The sequence below is a fragment of the Streptomyces sp. genome, from assembly GCF_035645055.1.
GTDB lineage: Bacteria > Actinomycetota > Actinomycetes > Streptomycetales > Streptomycetaceae > Streptomyces.
This window is the reverse complement of record NZ_DASQNH010000054.1, coordinates 47,813-69,530: the sequence shown is the minus strand read 5'-3', so window position 1 is coordinate 69,530 and position 21,718 is coordinate 47,813. Positions and strand designations below refer to the sequence as shown.

At 71.5% G+C, this 21,718-nt stretch carries 18 protein-coding genes and 1 tRNA gene; 10 read left to right on the top strand and 9 right to left on the bottom strand.

Annotated features, from left to right (window positions below):
• Positions 1-3: 3 nt before the first annotated feature.
• From VE614_RS18005 to VE614_RS17985, 5 genes are all read right to left on the bottom strand, one after another.
• The gene (locus VE614_RS18005) at positions 4-1,716 is read right to left on the bottom strand and encodes a relaxase/mobilization nuclease domain-containing protein (protein ID WP_324937693.1); all 1,713 of its coding nucleotides are present in this window, start codon (positions 1,714-1,716) and stop codon (positions 4-6) included.
• Complete coding sequence (locus VE614_RS18000; protein WP_324937691.1) at positions 1,713-2,282, bottom strand: MobC family plasmid mobilization relaxosome protein; 570 nt, start codon at positions 2,280-2,282, stop codon at positions 1,713-1,715. The genes VE614_RS18005 and VE614_RS18000 overlap by 4 nt, the downstream gene beginning before the upstream one ends.
• A 346-nt stretch (positions 2,283-2,628) precedes the next feature.
• On the bottom strand, positions 2,629-3,555 hold the full coding sequence (locus VE614_RS17995) for a DUF2637 domain-containing protein (RefSeq protein ID WP_324937689.1): 927 nt from the start codon (positions 3,553-3,555) through the stop codon (positions 2,629-2,631).
• Positions 3,556-3,983: 428 nt separating this feature from the next.
• The gene (locus VE614_RS17990) at positions 3,984-5,258 is read right to left on the bottom strand and encodes a DUF3631 domain-containing protein (RefSeq protein ID WP_324937687.1); all 1,275 of its coding nucleotides are present in this window, start codon (positions 5,256-5,258) and stop codon (positions 3,984-3,986) included.
• 233 nt (positions 5,259-5,491) lie between these two features.
• Positions 5,492-5,722: a hypothetical protein gene (locus VE614_RS17985; protein ID WP_003999991.1), complete on the bottom strand. Its 231-nt coding sequence runs from the start codon at positions 5,720-5,722 to the stop codon at positions 5,492-5,494.
• 94 nt (positions 5,723-5,816) lie between these two features.
• Here VE614_RS17985 and VE614_RS17980 point away from each other — a divergent pair, with 94 nt between their 5' ends.
• On the top strand, positions 5,817-6,503 hold the full coding sequence (locus VE614_RS17980; protein ID WP_324937685.1) for a helix-turn-helix transcriptional regulator: 687 nt from the start codon (positions 5,817-5,819) through the stop codon (positions 6,501-6,503).
• The gene (locus VE614_RS17975; protein ID WP_324937683.1) at positions 6,500-8,173 is read left to right on the top strand and encodes a site-specific integrase; all 1,674 of its coding nucleotides are present in this window, start codon (positions 6,500-6,502) and stop codon (positions 8,171-8,173) included. The genes VE614_RS17980 and VE614_RS17975 overlap by 4 nt, the downstream gene beginning before the upstream one ends.
• A gap of 47 nt (positions 8,174-8,220) precedes the next feature.
• On the opposite strand, the gene VE614_RS17970 is transcribed toward VE614_RS17975, so the two are convergent.
• Positions 8,221-8,293: transfer RNA gene (locus VE614_RS17970), tRNA-Arg, on the bottom strand.
• Positions 8,294-8,378: 85 nt separating this feature from the next.
• The gene (locus tag VE614_RS17965; protein ID WP_324937682.1) at positions 8,379-9,662 is read right to left on the bottom strand and encodes a M6 family metalloprotease domain-containing protein; all 1,284 of its coding nucleotides are present in this window, start codon (positions 9,660-9,662) and stop codon (positions 8,379-8,381) included.
• A 711-nt stretch (positions 9,663-10,373) separates the two neighbouring features.
• Between VE614_RS17965 and VE614_RS17960 the strand changes: the two genes are divergently transcribed.
• The gene (locus VE614_RS17960; protein WP_324937680.1) at positions 10,374-11,018 is read left to right on the top strand and encodes a helix-turn-helix domain-containing protein; all 645 of its coding nucleotides are present in this window, start codon (positions 10,374-10,376) and stop codon (positions 11,016-11,018) included.
• A 175-nt stretch (positions 11,019-11,193) separates the two neighbouring features.
• Entirely contained in the window at positions 11,194-12,801 is a 1,608-nt protein-coding gene (locus tag VE614_RS17955) for an MFS transporter (RefSeq protein ID WP_324937678.1), read from the top strand.
• 50 nt (positions 12,802-12,851) lie between these two features.
• On the opposite strand, the gene VE614_RS17950 is transcribed toward VE614_RS17955, so the two are convergent.
• Positions 12,852-13,364 carry a MarR family winged helix-turn-helix transcriptional regulator gene (locus tag VE614_RS17950; RefSeq protein WP_324937676.1) on the bottom strand — a complete coding sequence of 171 codons (513 nt, stop codon included), beginning with the start codon at positions 13,362-13,364 and terminating at the stop codon, positions 12,852-12,854.
• A gap of 143 nt (positions 13,365-13,507) precedes the next feature.
• Between VE614_RS17950 and VE614_RS17945 the strand changes: the two genes are divergently transcribed.
• The 3 genes from VE614_RS17945 (at position 13,508) to VE614_RS17935 (ending at position 16,869) form a co-directional block, all read left to right on the top strand.
• Entirely contained in the window at positions 13,508-14,281 is a 774-nt protein-coding gene (locus VE614_RS17945) for a class III extradiol ring-cleavage dioxygenase (protein WP_324937674.1), read from the top strand.
• A 390-nt stretch (positions 14,282-14,671) separates the two neighbouring features.
• Positions 14,672-15,670 carry a sigma-70 family RNA polymerase sigma factor gene (locus tag VE614_RS17940; RefSeq protein ID WP_324937672.1) on the top strand — a complete coding sequence of 333 codons (999 nt, stop codon included), beginning with the start codon at positions 14,672-14,674 and terminating at the stop codon, positions 15,668-15,670.
• Positions 15,671-16,083: 413 nt separating this feature from the next.
• Complete coding sequence (locus VE614_RS17935; RefSeq protein WP_414719591.1) at positions 16,084-16,869, top strand: TetR/AcrR family transcriptional regulator; 786 nt, start codon at positions 16,084-16,086, stop codon at positions 16,867-16,869.
• Positions 16,870-16,911: 42 nt separating this feature from the next.
• On the opposite strand, the gene VE614_RS17930 is transcribed toward VE614_RS17935, so the two are convergent.
• On the bottom strand, positions 16,912-17,877 hold the full coding sequence (locus tag VE614_RS17930; protein WP_324937670.1) for a YafY family protein: 966 nt from the start codon (positions 17,875-17,877) through the stop codon (positions 16,912-16,914).
• Positions 17,878-17,938: 61 nt separating this feature from the next.
• On the opposite strand from VE614_RS17930, the gene VE614_RS17925 reads away from it, so the two are divergent.
• From VE614_RS17925 to pfkB, 3 genes are all read left to right on the top strand, one after another.
• Positions 17,939-19,489 carry an MFS transporter gene (locus tag VE614_RS17925; RefSeq protein ID WP_324937669.1) on the top strand — a complete coding sequence of 517 codons (1,551 nt, stop codon included), beginning with the start codon at positions 17,939-17,941 and terminating at the stop codon, positions 19,487-19,489.
• A 281-nt stretch (positions 19,490-19,770) separates the two neighbouring features.
• Positions 19,771-20,532 (top strand): DeoR/GlpR family DNA-binding transcription regulator, encoded by a 762-nt coding sequence (locus VE614_RS17920; RefSeq protein WP_324937667.1) that lies wholly within the window; start codon positions 19,771-19,773, stop codon positions 20,530-20,532.
• Entirely contained in the window at positions 20,529-21,473 is a 945-nt protein-coding gene (pfkB, locus tag VE614_RS17915) for a 1-phosphofructokinase (RefSeq protein ID WP_324937665.1), read from the top strand. The genes VE614_RS17920 and pfkB overlap by 4 nt, the downstream gene beginning before the upstream one ends.
• Positions 21,474-21,718: the final 245 nt, after the last annotated feature.

Below are 21,718 nucleotides of genomic sequence, written 5' to 3'. Positions count from 1 at the left end.
TGTCTAACGGCGCCGTCGGTGCTGCTGTTCGGCAGGCGTCGTCGCCGACGGAAGCTGACCGTTATGGATCTGCTGGACGCGGACCGAGGGTGTGATGGTCGAGCGTCGGCGGGCAGCTTCAGCGCGGCGGTTCGGGGCAGGGTTCCGGCCGGTGTGCTGAATACGGGTGATCAGCACCCGGGCAGGTCGGCGGGCGCTGGTCAACTCGCGCTGGGCAGCAGCCTCCTTGAGGAGCTGGTGGGGTTGGTGGCCGCGGGCGTCGGCGTCGGCGAGGACGGTGGCAAGTGCCGGCCAGGCCGGGTCGGCGAGGATGCGCTCGGCGTGGTCGGGGACGGCTGCTCGTACGTCGTTCGCGAGAACGCGGCGGGTTTGCTCCCTGGGCGGTCGGGCTGTGAGTTCGGCGAGCGTCGGGGCGAGGGCGCGGTCGGCGGCCATCTGGAGGTGCTGGACGGCCTGTCGGGCGGCGTCGGCCTGGTGAGCGTGGCTCTTCGCTTCGTGCCAGCGCCTGGCGACGATGGTCGCCCAGACGAGGGCGGCGACCAGGGCGGCCAGTGCGCTGCCGTCGGGACCGGTGGCGGTGTAGACGATGTCGCGGGCCGCGCTGCGCAGGGCGTGGGCGGCGCTGTCTTCGGCGCGGATCTGGGAGCGCTGGGCGCGGGCGAACGCCTTGGATGCGGCTTGGAGTTCGGTGCGCAGGCTGGCGGGTGCCTTCTGGGCGGTAGCTTCGAGCAGTTCGCCGAGGGCGGTGATGTGGGCCTGGGCGTGGGTGTCGTCGGCGAGGTCGCCGTGGAGGGTGTCAAGAGCGTCGGTCGCTTCGTGCCAGGGGGTGCTGGGGTGGTTGCGGCGGGCGGTGGGGTGTTCTTCGGGGCGGCTGGATTCGAGACGGGCCTTGATCTTGGGCAGGGAGAGGTCGGGGGAGATCTTGCTTCCGGGGTGGTAGATCTGCTCGCCGGCCTCATTGACGTCGCCAGGTCGGCCGGCGGCGTAGCCGAGGAGGTCGCCTGACGGGCCGCGCCGGACCTGGACCTCGACGCCGCTGGCTTCGAGGTAGGCGATGAATTCCTCGGCGTTGGTCGCGTGCGGGATGGCGGCTCGGATGCGGTCCTGGAGCCACTCGGGGCTGGGCTGTTCCCAGCCGAGGCGTTCGGCCTTGTGCATCTCGGCCTGGGTGGGGCGGCGGGCGCCTGTCCGGTCGCCCTTCTTCAGGCGGCGCAGCCGGTAGTCCTTTTCGATCTCGCGGCAGGCGTCGCCGACGCGGATGCCGCTGTCGTGGAGTTTGGGGCGCCTGCCGTCTTCGCGGACTGTGGTGGCCAGGATATGGATGTGGTCGTCGGCGTGGCGGACGGCGATCCAGCGGCAGGCCAGGTCATCGCCTGCAGGGGCGATGCCAGCCGCCTGGACGATGCGCTGGGCGATGTCGCCCCACTCGGTGTCGGAGAGGTAGCGGTCCTCGGGGGCGGCGCGCACAGGGCAGTGCCAGACGTGGTCGGTGACCTTGCGTCCGAACTCGCTGTTGCGCAGGCGCACGGGCTGGTCGAGGTAGCGGGCGAGTTCGGTGAGGGTGGCGTTCTCGTCTCGGCCTGGGTCGGGCATGCCGAGCATCGCGAATCCCGCGACGATGTGCGGGTCGAGGTGCTCGTCGTGGTCGCCGGGGCCGTAGAGGTAGGCGAGCAGGCCGCGGGTGTTGGATCCGGCCGGTTTGATTGCGGCGATCACGCGGCTGCCTCGGTCTCCGGGTCGGTGGGCTGGCGCAGGGCCTGGGCGATCAGCTCCAGCAGGTCGTGGAGTTCGGTCAGGTGCTGGCGGATCTCGGGTGGGGTGTGGTCGCTGTTGAGGGCGCGGGCGATCTGGTTGACGTTGACGCCGATCCGGTTGAGCTGGCGCAGCACCTGGGCGCGGAAGATGTGCGTGCGGCGGCGGTCCTCGGACAGGGGCAGGTTGGCGGTGAACCGGCCGGTGATGAAGGCGAGGACGATGTCGGCGGCGAAACCGGAGTCGCCCTTGTAACCGTGCTCGGCTGCCGCGTCTTGGAGCCGCGTGTGTTCGTCGCCGGTGAAGCGCAAGGGGCCGACGCGGACGACGCGTTTGGTGCCGGTGAAGCGGCGGATCGTGGGCTGGACGCTCTTCACGACAGGCTCACCGCCGACCGCCTCAGCGGTGTCGGTGGCACGTACGGGGCGCAGGGTCTCGCGCTGGACGGTGTGGAGCGTGTCCTCGTCGGAGCCGCCCTCGGCCTCGACGTCCTGGCCTGGCGCCCCTTGGCGCTGGGCCTCCTCCGCCACCCCCGGGGCGGAGACCCCCGAAGTCCGGCCTTGAGTCGGACTCGGGGTACTACTGGCTCCGCCCGGGGCACCCCGTCCAAACGCCCGCCGCAGACGGCTCATCAGCGTAGGGGACTTCGTCAGCGGCAAAGGCTCGTAGGGGGCGTCGTCGGGCTGGTGGGCGTCGTGCGTCATGGACGGTTCTCCGGAGAAGGGGTGGGAGGGCGCGCAGGTCACCGCGGAGATCAGCCGGAGTTTCGGGCGGCTGCCGCCTCGTCCACAGGTGTGGACGCTCGCGCGTTGCGCGGGGCGGTGGCTGGCGGGCCGGGTGACCGGAAGGGTTCCGGTCACCCGGTGGCGGTTCCGGTCAGTCGCCGGGCCGGTCGGTCTCGGCTGGGGCTTCGGGTTCGGCCCGGAGGATGTCCATCACGTCGGTCAGCCGCTTGCTGCCGATCGTCAGCCCTTTGGCCTCAACTGCCGTTCGGACGACCGTCCGAGTGAGCTTGCCCTGCTCAGCGGCTGCGGCCCGGCCGATCTCCACGAGTACGTCAAGCGGGGCGCCGGGCGGACGCCCACCGCGCGGCTTGCCTGCTGCGGCATCGGCGGGCGATTCCGGCGGCTGGACGGATGTGGCGGTCGGCGGCTCAGTGATCCGACCGGGCTGAACCAGTAGGTCGGCAGGCCGGACGCCCTCGGCCGGAGCCTCGGCAGACGGGCCGACTGCGGTGGCCGGCGCCTCGGCGGGGTGGACGGATGGGGTGGCCGGTGGTTGCGGCACCTGCGCTGAATCGGGGGCCGAATGGTCGACAGCAGACTGTGCGACGAGTTCGTGGATCTGCCGCATCAGCACGCCGAAGGCCACCATCGCGGCGGCCGGGGGAACCGCGGCGACCACGTAGTCGAGCAGCGGCACGCTGCCGACTTCGCGCGTGCCCGTCACCCCGGCCACGTTGAGCCCGATGGAGCCGACCGATCCGACGGCGGTGACGCTGATGGCCCATTTGTCGGTGACGCGGCGCAGCCCCGCACGGAGCATGAGCAGCTCTCCCGCGACGATGAACGCGTCCAGCGTCGCGGGCCACGCCCATCGGCGGGTCGGCGAGTCACGGAGTCCGTGCTGGGCTGCGACCTCGGCCAGGTGTGCGTAGGAGAGCCAGAACGCACCTGCGGTCAGGGCCACGATGACGATGCCGGCCGCACGGAGCACGTACTGCTCCGCAGTCAGCTTCGCCTTCGCCGGCTGCTCCAGACCGGGCTGATCATCCCGCGGCGGACGGTCTGGGCTACGAGACATGAGAGGGATCCTCAAGCGAGGTACTCCTGGGGTAGTGGTGTGGTGCGTCTTTGCCGTCTTGACCGTTGCAAGCGCAGGTCAGAGCAGGTACGGCAACCGCCTCGGCCCTCCGTCCTGGCGGGTGCCGCCTGCGTCGTGTTCCGAGTCGGAACACGACGCAGGGGCGTCCTGCAGAGCTTGGTTGCGGATGGACCGTGTCCCGAGTCGGGACAGAGGCGTTGCATCGTCCGTCCCAGCGGGCGGGGCTGTGACCTGCGGTGATACGGCAGGACGGCGGGGGACGGCGCAAGACGGATGAGGGCGGCTTGGCGGCGGGCTGCGATGGTCGATCGCGGTGCCGTCTTGGCCCCGGTTCCCGTCTTGGCTGCATGCCCTTTGACCTGCGAGATCACGGCAGGGACGGCAGGTACGGCAACCGGGAGAGGGCCTCAGCCCTCGCCGCGAGTGATGTCGGCGTCGACGGGGTGGACGGCGGGGCAGTACCGGCGCCAGGCGTCGAGGAATTTGTTGCGCATGTAGCCCTTGCGCTGGGTCCGGTCGGCCATGCGCACGTTGCCGGACTTGATCTCGTACGCGCGCAGCATCCTGCCCAGTTCACGGGCGTCCAGCCCGCCGCGTCCCCATTCCGCCCACGGCGCCTCGGGGTCCTGGCGCAGGTGGTGGAGGAGTTCCTCGGTGGACAGGCTGTCCACCTCGCGCTGGGCGACGAAGACCCGGCGGATGTCGGCGAGGATCCGCGCACCGCTGGGGTGGTCCTCCTCGGCCGCCTCTTCGGCGGCGACCATCCGCGCACAGGCAACCCGCGCCAGCCGGGGCCAGCAGCCACCGGCCAGGTCGGCGACGATGACCAGAGGTTCCCAGGTGTCCGCGGCGCGGTCCTCGACCGGCATGTCCGGCTCCAGGTCCGCGGCCTCGTCCAGCAGCGGCCTAGCCCACGCGTGCAGACGGTCGCGCAACTCATTCAGGGCCGGGATGTCACGCCGCGACCGGAACGGCTTGACCTTCTCGCCCTCGGCCCGGCGCCGCATACGGATCACCACTGCCCGGTCCATGACCGTGTCGGGCAGGTCGCCGATCCCCGCGATGGCCGCCATGGCGAACGTAGCGAAGCGGTGCGGGGTGTGGTCGTTGCCGACGACCCGGGTGACGTACCGGTTGCGCTGGTGACCGGCGTTGAGCAGGCCGCGCATCTCCTCGTTCTTCTCGGCCATCTTCGGTGTGCCGAAGATGGTGTCGGCCTCGTCCACCAGGAGCGTGGGCGGGTTCTCCTCGGTGATCGATCGGAAGATGGCCGCCGGTGTGGTGTTGATGGTGAGCATCGGTTCGTGGACCGTCTCAGTCAACACGTCGAGAAGACGCGACTTGCCGCACCGCTTCGCCGGCCCCACCACCGCCAGGCGCGGGGCGTGCTGCCACGCGGGCTGTAGGTGCGTCGCCGCCACCCACAGGGTGATCGCGTCCAGGGCCTCCGGCGAGGGTGGGATCACGAACTGAGCTATCTGCGCCCGCAGTTCATCCAGCAGCTTGGAGCCGTGAGTCGGTTCCGCATCGGGTATCGCCTCCAGGCCGCTCGGCGTCTCCGCCTCGTCGGCTCCGTCAGCCTGCGCGGCGCACAGGTGGGCGCCGGGTCGGCCGGGGATAGCCGCTGCGGGCCAGACAGCCTGGGCCGAGGCGGAATAGGACTCGGGGTTCTCGGGTTGCACTCGGCAGCTCCTCGTCTGGCGGTGGCGGGCTCGCACGCCCTTGCCGCCGGGTTGGTTCTTCCAGGGCCGTTCGGGGTTGCTCGGGCCTCCGGCGTTGCACCGCCGGAGGCCCACCCCTTTCTCGCGGGCGCCAGGCCATCGCGAGGGAACACGGACCGTACGTCCACACCCGGCAACAGTCCAGCGTTTCTGTGTCAGCTCAGCGCAGAACGGGCTGCTATGACTCCCCGCTCTCACGCGGCCAGGCCCAGCAGAGCCAGCAGGTCGGCGGTCACCACCCGGTAGGCGTTGCCCAGCCGCAGCACCTTGCACGGGTACTGGCCGCGCTTCGCCAGCTCGTACCCCTTGCTCCGCCCGAGCCCCAGCGCCCGATTACCCGTCTCCAGGTCAACGGCGGCGGGAAGCTCCAGCAGTTCCTCTCGACTCATGCCCTTCACTCGGCCGGCGAGTTCGTTCTCGCGCATACGCGCTCCATCCATGACTGAGCCCTCGGCGAACACGGCGATCGCGCTCGTCTCCAGGCCATGGAATCAACGTTAGGGAAGCTAATGTGTCTGCATGACACAAAGCGGTTTGGATGCTGGAAGGGACGAGGACGACGTCCCGGAGTGGGTGGACCAGGTGATGGCCACGGTGGCCGCCGAGGTCCGCAGACGTAGGAAGGAGCTGCGCATGAGCGCCCAGGACCTGGCCGACCGCTGCGAGGAGATCGGCCACCCGATCCCGCGCAACGTGATCGCCAACATGGAATCCGGCCGCCGCGCCAATCTGCCCCTGGTCGACGTCCTCGTCCTCGCCGAAGCCCTGCGGACCTACCCGATCTGCCTGCTTTACCCCGTCGGCTACGTCGACCGAGTCCAGCGCCTCCCCTTGCAGCACTCCGAACCGACGTGGGACGCCATGCGCTGGTTCACCGGCGACACGGAGGACTTCGGCATGGAAGACGACATGCTCCGTTCCTTCCGCGCCCACATTCGCCACCAGCGCGCCGCCCTGGCCGCTCTGAAGGGCGAGAAGCACGAGCGCTGGAAGGCCGAGACGGCACCCAACCGGGCAGAACGCGAGGAAGCCGTACTCGCCCAAGCCGACTACGCAGAAAGGGCGTTGGAAGCCAAGTATCGGCTCCGCAGCGCCCGCGCCTTCATCCGCGAAGACGGCGGCACCCCACCGCACCTGCCACCGGAACTCGCCGACGTCGACCCACCCGAGACCGACCCCAGTACCACCGAGGAGAACGATCTTTGAAGGGTTCCACCCACCGCCGCTGCTACTGCCGCGACCCCCACACCGGCAAGCCGCTCGGCAAGAAGTGCCCGAAGCTCGTCGGCCGCAAGCACGGTTCCTACTCCATACGTCAGGAGCTCCCGCCTCGCGAGGATGGCACCCGCCGCTCCTTCAGCCGCGCTGGCTACGAGTCCCTCAAGGCCGCCCAGGCGGACCTCGATCATGTGCGCGCGCTCGTCGGCCTCGCTGACGCCGACGATGCCGAGGGTCTGGCGCAGATAGCCGAGTTGCTGGAGAAGGTGGCCGACGAGAAGGCCCCGCTCCCGGACATCGAGGCGACGCGTAGGCGCCTCAGCCACGGCCTGGATTTGACGAGTCGACTCACGGTTGGCGAGTGGCTGGACATATGGCTCGCGGGCAAGAAGGGGCGGCAGAGCGCCATCAGCCGCGACGAAAGCAACATTCGTGTGCACCTCAAACCGCGGATCGGGCACCTGCGGCTCGACCGCCTTAGGGTCACCCACCTGTCGGAGATGTTCGAGGCCATCGCCGAGGACAACGTCGAGATCGCCGAAGGCAACGCCGCGCGACGCAAGGCGTTCGAGGACCTGGCCCAGATCCCCTGGAAGGGGCGGGAGCACCGCGCCCGCCGCAAGGTGATGAAGGCCGCCATCGAGGAGATGGAGCCCTACCGCCGCATCGTGGGCCCGGCTACCCGCCAGCGCGTCCGCTCCACGCTGCGGGCTGCGTTGAACGCGGCGATCGCCCAGCAGCTCATCACCTTCAACCCGGCGGCCCACGTCGAGCTGGAGGCGGGCAAGCGGCCCAAGGCGCTGGTGTGGACCGAGGAGCGCATCCTCCACTGGAAGCGCACCGGCGAGAAGCCGTCGTCAGTGATGGTCTGGACGCCGGAGCACACCGGGCTCTTCCTCGACCACGTCGCGGAGGACCGCCTGTACGCGCTGTTCCACCTGATCGCGTTCCGCGGGCTGCGGCGGGGCGAGGCGTGCGGCCAGAAGTGGACCGACACCAACCTGGACGCAGGTCTCATCACAGTCGCCAAGCAACTCGTCGTAGACGGCTGGGAGGTGTACGAGGACGACCCCAAGACTGACGCCGGCGCGCGCACCATCGCGCTCGACTCCGACACGGTCCAGGCCCTTAAGCGGCACCGCGCCCAGCAGGACAAGGACCGCAAGGAGTGGGGGAGCGCCTGGGTGGAGACGGGGCGCGTCTTCACCAAGGAGAACGGCGAGTTGCTCCACCCCGCCAACGTCACACGGCGGTTCATCGAGCTGTACGAGGAGATCGGCCTCCCACCGGTCCGGCTCCACGACCTCCGTCATGGCGCCGCGACCCTCGCCCACGCGGCAGGGGCCGACCTGAAGGACATCCAGGAGATGCTCGGCCACTCCTCGATCACCATCACGGCCGACACGTACACGAGCCTGCTCCCCGAAGCGGACCTGGCGATCGCCGAGGCCGCAGCCCGGCTCGTCCCACGCGCCCGCACCACCTCCGAGAACACAGCTCCCGAAGCGAAGCCCGAGCCCGACGACGCGCAGCATCCCGCCCCGGAGTCCGTGCCGGATGATGCTGATCCGTTGGGAGAAATTCCGGAGATCAACTCTCCGTCCGCTCACGCACCGCTCACGCAAACGGCCCCGGACGACGAGTCCGAGGCCGAATAGGACCCCTCCCTGGGGAAGAAACCCCAGGTCAGAGCGGTAATGCATTGTGCCCCCGGCAGGATTCGAACCTGCGACACCCGCTTTAGGAGAGCGGTGCTCTATCCCCTGAGCTACGAAGGCGAGGCGTGGTGAGGGCGGTAGTGCCCCGTGTCACCGCCGTCAGTGTAGCGGGCGGTCCGGGGCGTCGGGGGAGGGTCCCGGGAGGTCAGTCGCGGGTGACGCGGACGGTGTGGTTGCCCTCGCGGTCCGCTGAGGTCACCGAGATGTGGATGCCGCGCCTGGGGTCCTTGAAGGTCTCGCCGGGGGAGAAGGGGGCGTCGGAGAGTTCCGCGTGGACGTTGGGGCTGCGGGTGCAGCCGCCGCTCTCCCGGCGGGAGTCGTAGACCGTGACCGGGCCCTGGCCGGTGTCCACGGTGGAGTCGACCTTGTAGATGAGGACGCCGGGACGGCACACCGCCTCGTCGTTGCCCGCGCGGGTGCGCAGTTCGACGGCGTAGCCGGTGCGGCGGTCGAGGGGGACGAAGAGGAGTTTGGGGCCGCCGGGGCGGGCGAGGGGGGTGAGGGTGTGCACGGAGGTTCCGCGGGCGGACGCGCAGGACACCTGGGTCGCGTCCAGCCAGCCCAGCTTCCACTTGTGCCAGCCGAGCAGGTCGTTGTTGGCGCCCCAGTCCTCGCTCATGATGTCCCAGTGGCCGACGGCGCCGCCGCCGTCCTGGGTGTAGAGGTCGGGCAGGCCGAAGACGTGTCCGTTCTCGTGGGGCAGGACGCGGTAGCCGGTGCGGGCGTAGGAGCCGGAGCCGTCGTCCTGGCGGGAGTAGACGAAGGACGCGTTGGCGACGGGCACGCCGTCCGCCGTGGGGGCCTCGGCGTTGCCGGCGAAGGTCACCGACAGGACGGTGTCGAGGGCGGAGGGGCCCGCGTTGGGGGTCACCAGCACGTTCAGGAGGTCGTACGAGGAGAAGTCGACCTTCGGGTCGGCCGCGGCCACCATGTCCTGGACCAGCTTGCGGTAGGCGGGGTCGAAGGGCGCGCCGCGCTCTATGCCGTACGCCTCGAAGGGCTGGGGCATGCGCAGCCAGTGGGGGATGGGAATGTCCGGGCGGTAGTCCAGGCGGCCGTAGGAGCTGGTGCGGAACCACTCCTGGGTCTGTGGGAAGAACTCGCGGAAGCGGTCGAGTGCCTTGCCGGAGCCCGGCGCGTCCGAGAAGTCGATCATCAGGGTGAGTGCCCGGACCGTGCCGGTGGAGGGGGAGTAGCCGCCGGGGGTGGGGATGCCCTCCGTCATCTGGACGTCCGGGGCGCTGTTGATCATGCAGGGAGCGAGGGCCGAGGTGTGGGCCGCGCTGATCGGGCGGGCCCCGGCGGTGGCCGGGCCGTGGGGGAGGTGGCCGGTGCCGGCGGAGGTGCTGACCGCCGCCGTCAGCGCGGTCACCGCCGCGAGTGCGGCCCCGCGCCGCAGGGGCCCCATGGGTCGCCGCGGGGACCCCATGGGCCGCCGCAGGTCCCCCACGGGCCAGCGCAGGGGCCCCATGGGCCGCGTGGGTCGTATGTGCCCCGTGGGTCGCAGGAACCGCCGCGCCGTCGGCTCGCGCCCCGGGTCCATGGCGGGCTGTCCCGGTCGGTCCTGGCTCGGCTGTCCCGGGTGGCCTTGGCCCGGTTGTCCCGGGTGGCCCTGGCTCGGCTGCCCCGGCCGCCCCGGCTGCCCCGGCTGCCCCGGCTGCCCCGGCTGCCCCGGGTGGCCCGGGCCCACCTGTCCCAGTTGGCCTTGACCCGGCTGTCCCACTTGGCCCAGGCCCACCTGTCCCGTTTGGCCCTGGCCCGGCTCTCCGTCTTCGCCCAGCCGTCCCTGCCGGCCGCGCAGTTGCTCCGTCGGTTCCGTCCCGCGCCGCGCGCGTCGGGACCGGCGTATGCGTCGGCTGGACGGCTGCGGCTGCATGCATGGACCTTTCGCTCCAGGCAGCCGCCGGTCGCCGGCTGCACCCTGCGATCACCCTGTGTCGCGAGGGGGCCGGGCGCGCGTTGGACGAGACCGATCGTGGGTTTCTCGGGCGTAGGGGTGTGATTCAGGTCACGCGAATTGTGGTCTCTGGCGGGAAATAAGCGGGGACCCGATCCCCGTTTAACCCAGCGTCCGAGTGAAACGGGGAGTCGGTCCCCGGATCGCTCGCCACGCAGATCCCCATCGACCAAGGAGTACGCCGTGGAGACCGCCACCCCCGCGCGCCGCAAGGCGACCCGGCCGCGCGCCGACGCCCTGCGGAACCGGGAGCGGATCGTCACCGCCGCCCGGGAGATGTTCGTCGAGTTCGGCCCCGACGTGCCGCTGGACGAGATCGCCCGCCGCGCCGGTGTCGGCAACGCCACGGTGTACCGCAACTTCCAGGACCGCGACTCCCTGGTCCGCGAGGTCGTCTGCTCCGTCATCGACCGTACGGCGCACGCGGCCGAGCAGGCCCTCGCGGAGACCGGCGACGCCTTCGCCGCCCTGGAGCGCATCGCGCACGCCGCCGCCGACGAGCGGATCAGCGCGCTGTGCCCCATGGTCAGCAGCACCTTCGACCGGAACCACCCGGACCTGGAGGCCGCCCGCCGGCGCTTCGAGCGGCTGGTGGGCGAGGTCATGGAGCGGGCCAAGGCGGCCGGTCAGCTCCGTTCCGATGTCGGTGTCGGCGATCTGATGGTCGCCGTCGCCCAGCTCAGCCGGCCCCCGGCCGGCACCGCGTGCCCGAGCGCCGACCGCTTCGTCCACCGCCATCTCCAGCTGTTCCTGGACGGGCTGCGGGCCCCGGCCCGCTCCGCGCTGCCGGGCACGGCCGTGACCATGGAGGACCTCCGCCGGCCCTGACCCCACAGCCGCAAGGCCACCACCGCAAGACCCGACCGCACGACCCCGACCGCAGCGTCCTCCGGCCGTCGACGATGACGCGCCGTCCCTCGCCTTTCCCTTTTTTCGCCTCTTAGCTCGCTTTTTGCTCACATATTCCGTCACGAACGTCTGAAGTCCCGAAGTGGGTACCTCCATGTCTCAAGCAGCCGTCAAGGCCTCCTCCGACTCCGACTCCGAATCCGACCACTCCGGCATACCCGCCCCCGATCCAGGGCGCTGGAAAGCGCTGGTCTTCATCGCGCTCGCCCAGCTGATGGTCGTGCTGGACGCGACCATCGTGAACATCGCCCTGCCCTCCGCGCAGCAGGACCTGGGCATCTCGGACGGCAACCGCCAGTGGGTGGTGACGGCGTACGCCCTCGCCTTCGGCGGGCTGCTGCTGTTCGGCGGCCGGATCGCCGACCTGTGGGGCCGTAAGCGGGCCTTCGTCGTCGGTCTGACCGGTTTCGCCGTCGCCTCCGCGCTGGGCGGCGCGGCCACCAACGAGGCGATGATGTTCGGCGCCCGCGCCCTCCAGGGTGTCTTCGGCGCGCTGCTCGCGCCCGCCGCGCTCTCGCTGCTCGCGGTGATGTTCACCGACGCCAAGGAGCGCGCGAAGGCGTTCGGCATCTACGGTGCGATCGCCGGTGGCGGTGGCGCGGTGGGTCTGATCCTCGGCGGGTTCCTCACCGAGTACCTGGACTGGCGCTGGACGTTCTTCGTCAACATCCCGTTCGCGATCGTCGCCGCGGCCGGCGCCTATCTCGTCATCCGTGAGCCGGAGGGCGGCCGCAACCGTTCCCCGCTCGACATCCCGGGCGTGATCCTGTCCACGGTCGGCCTGGTCGCGCTGGTCTACGGCTTCACCCGCGCCGAGTCCGACGGCTGGAGCGACCCGGTCACCGTCGGCATGTTCGTCGGCTCGGTCGTGCTGCTGCTCGCGTTCGTGCTGGTCGAGGCCAAGGTCAAGGCGCCGCTGCTGCCGCTGCGCGTGATCACCGAGCGCAACCGCGGCGGTGTCTACCTCTCGCTCGGCCTCGCGGTCATCGCGATGTTCGGCCTGTTCCTCTTCCTGACCTACTACCTGCAGATCGTGAAGGGCTACTCGCCGGTCAAGACCGGCTTCGCCTTCCTGCCGATGATCGCGGGCATGATCACGGGCTCCACCCAGATCGGCACTCGTCTGATGACCCGGGTCGCGCCGCGGCTGCTGATGGGTCCCGGCTTCCTGGTCGCCGCCGTCGGCATGCTGCTGCTGACGCGGATGGAGGTCGACTCCTCGTACGCCGCCCTGCTGATGCCGGCGATGCTGCTGCTGGGCCTCGGCATGGGTACGGCGTTCATGCCGGCGATGTCCCTGTCCACGCAGGGCGTCCAGGCGCGGGACGCCGGTGTGGCCTCCGCGATGGTGAACACCTCGCAGCAGGTGGGCGGCGCGATCGGTACGGCCCTGCTGAACACGATCGCCGCCTCGGCCACCGCGTCGTACGTCGCCGACCACCTCGGCTCGGCGACCTCCCGCTCCCAGCAGCGGCTGGTCCAGCTGGAGGCCATGGTGGAGGGTTACACCAGCGCCATCTGGTTCGCCGTCGGCATCCTGGTCGTGGCCGCGGCGATCGCCCTGACCTTCGTCACCGCGGGCCGTCCGGGCGCCACCACGGTCGCCGGTTCGGGCTCGGGCTCGCGCTCCGGCTCGGGCGCGGGCTCCGGCTCGGGCGCGGCGGCCGAGGACGAGCTGCCGGTGCCGGTGGTCGCGCACTGAGCACCGGACCCGCCCGGGCCCGGTGATCCGACGGCTTGCCCGAGGGTGACTCACCTGAGCCAGGGCAGGTCCGCTCCCGCTTCGCTGGGCTGAAGTCCCTCGGCGACGATCCTCATGATCTCGCCGAGGGATTTCTGCTGTTCGGGGGTGAGCCGGTCGAAGAGGGCCTGGCGTACGGCGGCCACATGGCCCGGCGCGGACCGGCGCAGCACCTCCATGCCGTCCTCGGTGAGGACGGCGAACTGGCCCCGCTTGTCGGAGGGGCAGTCCTCGCGGCGGACCCAGCCGTTCTTCTCCAGGCGGGCGACCGCGTGCGACAGCCGGGAGCGGGTGATCTTGGCGTGCCTGGCGAGTTCGGTCATCCGCAGCCGGCGGCGCGGGGACTCGGCGAGCTTGACCAGGAGGCCGTAGTACACGTGGGGCATTCCCGCGTCACGCTGGAGCTGACGGTCGAGATGGTCCTCCAGCAGGGTGGCGGCCTCGATGTACGAGCGCCAGACGTGCTGTTCCTCGTCGGTGAGCCAGCGGGGCTCCGCGGGTGCGGGTGCGGGTGCCGTGTTCATGGGTTCCACTCTACGAGGGCGCTCCTTGAAGGTTGAACAAATGGGGCGTACGGTCGGACATGGAGCGCTTGAAGCTTCAAGTATCACCTTGAGTGTCACCTTGTGCGAACCGCCCCCGTTCTCCCCGGAGGGAGTTGCCGGACATGCGCATGCCCACGCTCTACCTGAGCCACGGTGCCCCGCCGCTCGCGGACGACCCGGTCTGGCCCGGCGAACTGGCCGCCTGGTCGGCCGCCCTGCCGCACCCCAGGGCGATCCTGATGGTCTCCGCCCACTGGGAGGAGGCCCCGCTCGCCCTCGCCGCGACCGAGCCGGTGCCCCTCGTCCACGACTTCTGGGGCTTCCCCGAGCACTACTACCGCGTCCGCTACGACGCCCCCGGCGCCCCGGCGCTCGCCGAGTCCGTACGGAAGCTGCTGCGCGCCCCGGGTATGCCCGTGCAGGACATTCCGGACCGGGGCCTCGACCACGGCGCGTACGTCCCGCTCGTCGAGATGTACCCGGACGCCGACGTCCCGGTCCTCCAGATCTCCCTGCCCACCCTCGACCCGGTGCGGCTGATGGAGGTCGGCCGCAAGCTGGCGCCGCTGCGCGACGAGGGCGTGCTGATCGTCGGCTCCGGCTTCTTCACCCACAACCTCGCCGCCCTGAGGCACCCCGGGCCGGGTGTGCCCGGCTGGTCGGCCGAGTTCGACGACTGGGGGCGGCGGGCACTGGAGGCACGGGACGTCGACGCACTGCTGGACTTCCTGAACAGGGCCCCGGCGGGCCGGTACGCGCACCCCCGCACCGAGCACTTCGCCCCGCTCTTCGTGACCCTGGGCGCGGCGGACGCGGCCGGTGAGCTGACGGAACAGAGGTCGGTGATCGACGGGTTCTGGATGGGGCTGGCCAAGCGGTCCGTGCAGTTCGGCTGAGCGGAGCAACCTTCGGGGTCCTGCGGCTCGTCTCCCCGGGTGAGGGCCCCGGTGCAGGGGCGGCGCCGGTGTGACGGCTGTCTCATGTGCGGGGGTGGGGAGAGGCCGGCGGGGGCCGTGTGCCGGGCCCCGATCCCCGGTGTGACCTGCGGCTCCGCCATCCCGGCGGCATCACGCGATGCGCTGCGGCGACACAGGGTACTGCATGATCAGAAAAATTGAGGGGCGGCTTGGGAATTCTGTCCGGATTCCAGTCGTTGTTTCCCTCGGATGCAGGGCACTCGGAAGAGGATCGTGAACAGGTTCGTGAGAACAGGGTTCGTAGGTCCGCGGTCGGTGCCGAGCGTCCGAAGGACCACCCGCTGACCTCACCATCGCAAGGGAGCACGCATGGCAACCCGTGCCGTCGCCCGTCGTACGTCCGCCGCCGGCGAGACCCTCGACGCGGCCAGCAGTGTTCGCGCCCATGGCGGCGAGATCGCGGACCGCGATCTGGTCGGCATGTACCTGGACGAGATCGCGCGGACGCCGCTGCTCGACGCCGCAAAGGAGGTCGAGCTGTCGCAGATCATCGAAGCGGGTGTGTTCGCGCAACAGGTGCTGGACGGGTACGAGGAGTCCGCGGCCGACGCCACCCGCGAGGAACTGGAAGCCCTGGTCGCCGAGGGGGAGCGGGCCAAGGACACCTTCATCCGCTCCAACCTGCGTCTGGTCGTCGCGGTCGCCCGCCGGTATCCGCGCAGCGGTCTGCCGCTGCTCGACCTGATCCAGGAGGGGAACGCCGGCCTGGTCCGCGCGGTGGAGAAGTTCGACTACCGCAAGGGATTCAAGTTCTCCACCTACGCCACCTGGTGGATCCGCCAGGCGATCACCCGGTCGATAGCCGACCAGTCCCGCACCATCCGGCTCCCCGTCCACCTGGTGGAGGAGCTGGGCCGGATCCGTCGCGTGCAGCGCGAATTCAACCGTGAGCACGGCCGGGACCCCGAGCCCGTCGAGATCGCCGCGGAGCTGGGCTCGACGCCGGAGCGCGTCACCGACGTGCTCGACTGGGCGCGTGACCCGGTCTCGCTGAACATGTCCGTGGACGACCAGGGCGAGACCCAGTTCGGCGATCTGCTGGAGGACACCTCCGCCGTGTCGCCCGAGCAGTCGGTGCTGACGCTGCTGCGCAGCGAGGAGCTGGACGACCTGATCGGCCGCCTGGACCAGCGCACGGCCTCCATCATCAAGATGCGCTACGGCATCGAGGACGGCCGCGAGCGCACGCTGACCGAGGTCGGCAAGGAGCACGGCCTGACGCGCGAGCGCATCCGGCAGATCGAGAAGCACGCGCTGCTGGAGCTGAAGAAGCTGGCGCGGGACACCGGGTTCGACGCGGCGGCGTGAGCCGGGCCCGCGCCGGCCGCACCTGGGTCGCGGACGACGCGCCGGACGGCGTACGGTCCGCGGTACCGCGTGCGCCGGGTGGCGAAAGCCCGCGCAAATGTGGCCATGTAACGTCGCTTCAACCGGTGGGAGCCCGGGAACAAGACTTCCGGGTACGGGAGTTCGGTGAGAGGGCCGCCCGCACGGTCCCCCTCCGGTCCCGCCCCGCCCCGCCAAGAGCCATGTCCCGACGCACTCCCCCCGGCGCCGGGACTTTCCAGCCGGACTTCGGCGCCTTCCCCCGGGCGTCGGAGTCCGGCTCTTTTTGCGGGTTTCCGGACCGGGGCACGACTGGGCGGCGGGCCACCCCGTACCTGAACCCCGGGGTGGCCCGCCGGATGGCAGATTGTGTCACATCGGCATAGCCTGACGGAGTGAGCAGCACCACCCCCGCACGGCCTCCGACGGCTTCGTCCGCGTCCGCCTCCAGCGCTCCGCCCGCTCTGTCGCTGACGGAACGGCGCAAAGCGGCCACCCGGATGGAGATCGCCCGGGCCGCGGCGGGCCTCTTCGTCCGGCACGGGCTGCGGGCCACCCGGGCCGAGGACATCGCCCAGGCCGCCGGGATCGCCCCGCGCACCTTCTACCGCTACTTCGCGAACAAGGAAGAGGCCGTCGCCCCGCTCTACGCCGCCGGCGCCCAGCGCTGGGCCGAGGCGGTGCGCGAGGCTCCGGCCGGACTGGCCGTCCCCGAGGCGCTCGACCACGCCGTACGGCACACCCTGTCGCCCGGGGCCGGGGTGTCCGCCGCCTCCTGGGAGTGGGTCCGCACCCTGATCCGCCTCGCCACCGCCAGCCCCGCGCTGCGGAAGGTGTGGGCCGAGGTGTGCCAGGAGGCGGAGGACACGCTGGCGGGCGTGCTGGTGGAGCGGGGCGGCGGGGAGGACCGCGAGGCGGGCGACAGTGAGGCCGGGGACAGTGAGGCCGGCGACAGTGAGGCCCGGAGGGCCGACAACGTTGCCGAGGGGCCGGGCTCCTTGCCGGACCTCCGCTCCTCGCCGGACCTCCGCTTCGCCGCCGCCGTCGCCAGTGCGGCCGTACGGGTGGCGGTGGAGAGCTGGGCGACGGGGGACGCCCCGGCGGCCGGCCCGGACGGGCCGGCCGCGCTGGCGCTGCGGAACCTGGCGGCGCTGCGGGACTTCAGGTGGGAGGGGCGGTAAGGGTTTCTCCGAGCGGGCTTCGCCAGGGCCGGGCCAGGAGATTCAGCCCCCCGCCGCACGGGTCAGTCGCCCGCCCAGTTCCCGTACGCACGCCACGAGTTCCGCCGGCTCCCGCACCGTGAACCCATGGCCCAGCATGACCAGCCGCACCGCCAGCCACTCCACCGGATCCCCTGTGGTGCCCCGCAGCCGGCAGTTCGCCCCGTCGAGGGGTTCCGGCGTGCCCATCCAGGCCGGGAGGCGCTCCGCCACGGCCTCGGCGGGGGCGGCGAAGGTGACGGTGAAGTCGTAGGTCTCGCTGCGGCGGTTGATCGACTGCCGCAGATACTCCGCCGCGCTCCCCGTCGGCAGTTCGCGGGGTGTGAAGCGGGCCCCGGTGGCGAAGGGGTCGCTGATCCGGTCGACGCGGAAGGTGCGCCAGTCGGCGCGGTCGAGGTCGTAGGCGACGAGGTACCAGCGGCGGCCCGTCGACACCAGGCGGTACGGCTCGGTCAGGCGGCGCGACTCGGTGCCGTCCTTGGCGCGGTAGGCGAACCGCAGCCGTTCGTGGCCGGCCACCGTCGAGGCCATGACGGTCAGTGTCTCGGGGGCGATGGTGGGGCCGTCGCCGCTGGTCAGCGGGGTGGTCGCGGCCTGGAGGGTGGCGACGCGGTGGCGCAGCCGGGCGGGCAGTACCTGTTCCAGCTTGGCCAGTGCCCGCACCGACGCCTCCTCCACGCCCTCGACGGCGTGGCCCGCACCGGCCCGCAGGCCGACCGCGATCGCGACCGCCTCCTCGTCGTCGAGGACGAGCGGCGGCATGGCCTTGCCCGCGACCAGCCGGTAGCCGCCGTCGGAGCCTTTGGTCGCCTGTACGGGATAGCCGAGTTCGCGCAGCCGGTCGATGTCCCGCCGGACGGTGCGCCGGGAGACGCTCAGCCGGTCGGCCAGTTCGCCACCGGGCCATTCGCGCGGGGTCTGGAGGAGGGAGAGGAGCTGGAGCAGCCGGGCCGGGGTGTCCGTCGTCATGAGATGAGGATGCCGGACAAGTAGGACGTGATCTGACCTATACCGGGTCTAATTTCGAGCCATGACCTCCACCGAGACCCTCGACTCAGCTCCACAGAGCCCCTCGGCGCCGGACCGGCGCCGCTGGTTCGCGCTCGCCATCGTGATGACGGCGGCCTTCATGGACCTCGTCGATGTCACGATCGTCAACATCGCCATACCCTCCATCCAGCGGGAGGAGGGCGCGTCCCTCGCCCAGATCCAGTGGATCACCGCCGGTTACGCGCTCGCCTTCGCCGCCGGTCTGATCACCGGCGGCCGCCTCGGCGACATCCACGGCCGCAAGCGGGTGTTCCTCGTCGGCATCGGTGGCTTCACCGTCGCCTCCGCGCTGTGCGGGCTCGCCGCGAACCCCGAGATGCTGGTCGCCTCCCGCGTACTCCAGGGCGCCATGGCCGCGCTGATGGTTCCTCAGGTGCTGTCGATCGTGCACGCCACCTTCCCGGCGCACGAACGCGGCAAGGTGTTCGGGCTGTTCGGCGCGATCGTCGGGCTCGGCGCGGTGTCCGGGCCGCTGCTGGGCGCACTGCTGACGGAGTGGAACCTGTTCGGCCTCGAATGGCGCCCGATCTTCCTCATCAACCTGCCGGTCGGCCTCGCGGGTCTGATCCTGGGCGGCCGTTTCATCACCGAGTCGAAGGCGCCGCGCGCCCTCAAGCTGGACCTCGTCGGTGTCGCGCTGGTGACGCTGGGCCTGCTGATGCTGCTTTATCCGCTGACCCGCGGCCGTGAGCTGGACTGGCCGCTGTGGGGGTACCTGTGCATGGCCGGCGCGTTGGCCGTCTTCGCGGCGCTGGTGGCGTACGAGCGGCGCAAGGGCGCGCGGGACGGCTCCCCGCTGGTCGAGCTGTCCCTGTTCCGGGTGAAGAGCTTCGCGGCCGGTATCGCCGTACAGACCGTGTTCGGTGTCGCGCTCGGCATCTTCTTCCTGGTGTGGACGCTGTACCTGCAGAGCGGGCTGGGCTGGGGCGCGCTGAAGGCGGGTCTGACCGGCGTTCCGTTCTCCCTCGCCGTCTCCGTCGCGGCCGGGCTGTCCGTGCAGAAGCTGGTACCGCGCTTCGGCCGCAAGGTCCTCCAGGCCGGCGCCCTGATCATGACCCTCGGTGTTCTGCTCTACCTCTGGGAGGCCGACCACTACGGCCTCGCCATCGAGCCCTGGCACATGGCACTGCCGCTGGTCGTCATGGGCATCGGCATGGGGCTGATCGTCGCCCCGCTGACGGACGCGGTGCTGTCGGAGGTGCCGCGCGAGCACTCCGGTTCGGCGTCCGGGCTGATCAACACGGTGCAGCAGATGGGCAACGCGCTGGGGCTCGGGCTGGTGTCGGTGGTGTTCTTCGGCGTGATCGACGAGCATGTCAGCAGGGCGGAGGCGGGTCCGGCCTTCGTGAACGCCTTCGAGCACGCCCTCGGGTGGGTGGCCGGGGTGCTGGCCGTGATCTTCCTGCTGATGGCCGCGCTGCCGAAGCGGCCGGCCCAGCACGTGGAGGGGGCGGAGGCCGAGCCGGCGGCCCCCGCCGCCGAGGGGCCCGCCATGGCGGCGAAGGCGGCCGAGCCGGAGCTGGTCTCCTGAGCGGAGCGGTTCGCACCCGGGTGCGGTGGTCGAAGGGCCCGGACCTCGAGTCGATCGAGGGCCGGGCCCTCCGTATGCACCGGACGGGCACCGAGACGGGGGCAGGCCGTCCGCAGCCCGGACACCGAGGTGGGGCAGACCCCTCCGTATGCCTGGGTCCCGGTGCCGCCACCGAGTGCCCGATCATGCCTGTTTCGGCCCGAACCTGTTTACTTTCCGGACATCGCGACGTAGCCTCCCACTGAAACCACACGTTCGGGCACAGTCGGAGGCGAACGGACATGTACGCACCGGAGCGGCAGCAGGAGATCCTCCGGCTCGCCCGGGACGGCGGCCGGGTGGACGTCGTATCGCTGGCCGAGGAGTTCCAGGTGACGGCGGAGACCATCCGCCGCGACCTCAAGGCCCTCGACCGCGCCGGCCTGGTGCGCCGCGTGCACGGCGGGGCGATCCCCGCCGGCCGCCTCGACTTCGAGCCGGACCTCGCCGAGCGCGAGACGACGGCCGCCGACGAGAAGGACCGGATCGCCAAGGCGGCCCTCGCGGAACTGCCCGCCGAAGGCACGATGATCCTCGACGCCGGTACGACGGTGGCCCGCCTGGCCGCCGCCGCCCCGCTGGAGACCTCCCTCACCGTCGTCACGCACAGCCTGCCCATCGCAACCCGTCTCGCCGACCACCCCGGCATCCAGCTGCACCTCGTCGGAGGGCGCGTACGGCACCGCACGCGCGCCGCCGTCGACGCCTGGGCGCTGCGGGCGTACGGCGAGATCCGCGCCGACGTCCTCTTCGTGGCCGCCAACGGCTTCTCCGCCGACCACGGCCTGACCACCCCCGACCTCGCCGAGGCCGCGGTGAAACGCGCGGCGATGGCCGCGGCCCGCCGGGTCGTGCTGCTCGCCGACTCCTCCAAGCACGGCCAGGAGCACTTCGCCCGCTTCGGCGACCTGAGCGACGTGGACCTGCTGATCACCGACAGCGGGCTGAGCCCCGAAGACGCCGCCGCGATCGAGCGCGGCGGCACGGAAGTAGTGCGCGCATGATCCTCACCGTCACCCCCAACCCGTCCCTCGACCGCACCTACGAGGTCCAGGCCCTGAAGCGCGGTGAAGTCATCCGCGCCGAGACCGAGCGCGTGGACCCGGGCGGCAAGGGCGTGAACGTCTCGCGCGCCGTCGCCGCCGCCGGACGGCGCACGGTGGCGGTACTGCCCCTGGGCGGTGCGCCGGGCGCGCTCGTCGCCGATCTGCTCGACGCGCAGGGCATCGAGGTCGCGCCCGTACCGATCGCCGGGGCCACCCGCTCCAACATCGCGCTCGCGGAGGCGGACGGGGTGCTCACGAAGATCAACGCGCCGGGCCCGGATCTGTCGGCGGCGGAGCAGGAACAGCTGCTGGAGACGGTGCGGGAGCAGTCGCCCGACGCGGACTGGATCGCCTGCTGCGGCAGCCTCCCCCGAGGGCTCGCGCCGTCCTGGTACGCCGATGTCGTGACCCGGGCCCACGCCGGGGGCGCGCGGATCGCGCTGGACACCTCGGGGCGTGCGCTGCTGGAGGCCCTGGGCGCGCGGCCCGACGTGGTCAAGCCGAACGCCGGGGAACTGGCGGAGGCCGTCGGCCGGCCCCTGGCCACGGTGGGCGACGCGCTGAAGGCGGCCGAGGAACTGCGCCTGCGGGGGGCCCGCGCCGTTCTCGCGAGCCTGGGCGCCGACGGGCAGCTCCTCGTCGACGACGCGGGCACCTGGTTCGGCACCGCCCGCGTGGACACCGTACGCAGCAACGTCGGCGCCGGGGACTCCTCGCTCGCCGGCTTCCTCATCGCCGGTGGCGGCGGCCCCGAAGCCCTCGCCTCCGCCCTCGCCCACGGTGCCGCCGCCGTCCGGCTCCCCGGCAGCGTGATGCCGGCCCCGGCCGACCTCGACCCGGCAGCCGTGCACGTGACGGCGGACGTCCCCGTGGACCGGGCTCTGAAGGAGGCGCCATGAGACGACGCGCGACACGACCTGTGACACGACCTGTGACACGACGGCCGACGCGACGCCTGACGCGACCTACGGCGCGCACACTCCACCACTCCGCGCCGCCCGGCGTCCCGCACCCCCGACCGGCCCTGAAGCGGCGAGGCTCCCCCTTACTCGCCGCGGCCCACGGGCGGCCCACGCACCCCGGTGGGCCCGCCCCCGCCCGGAGGCGGGGTCTCCCCGGCCCCGCCTCCGCCGGCCGACAGGCT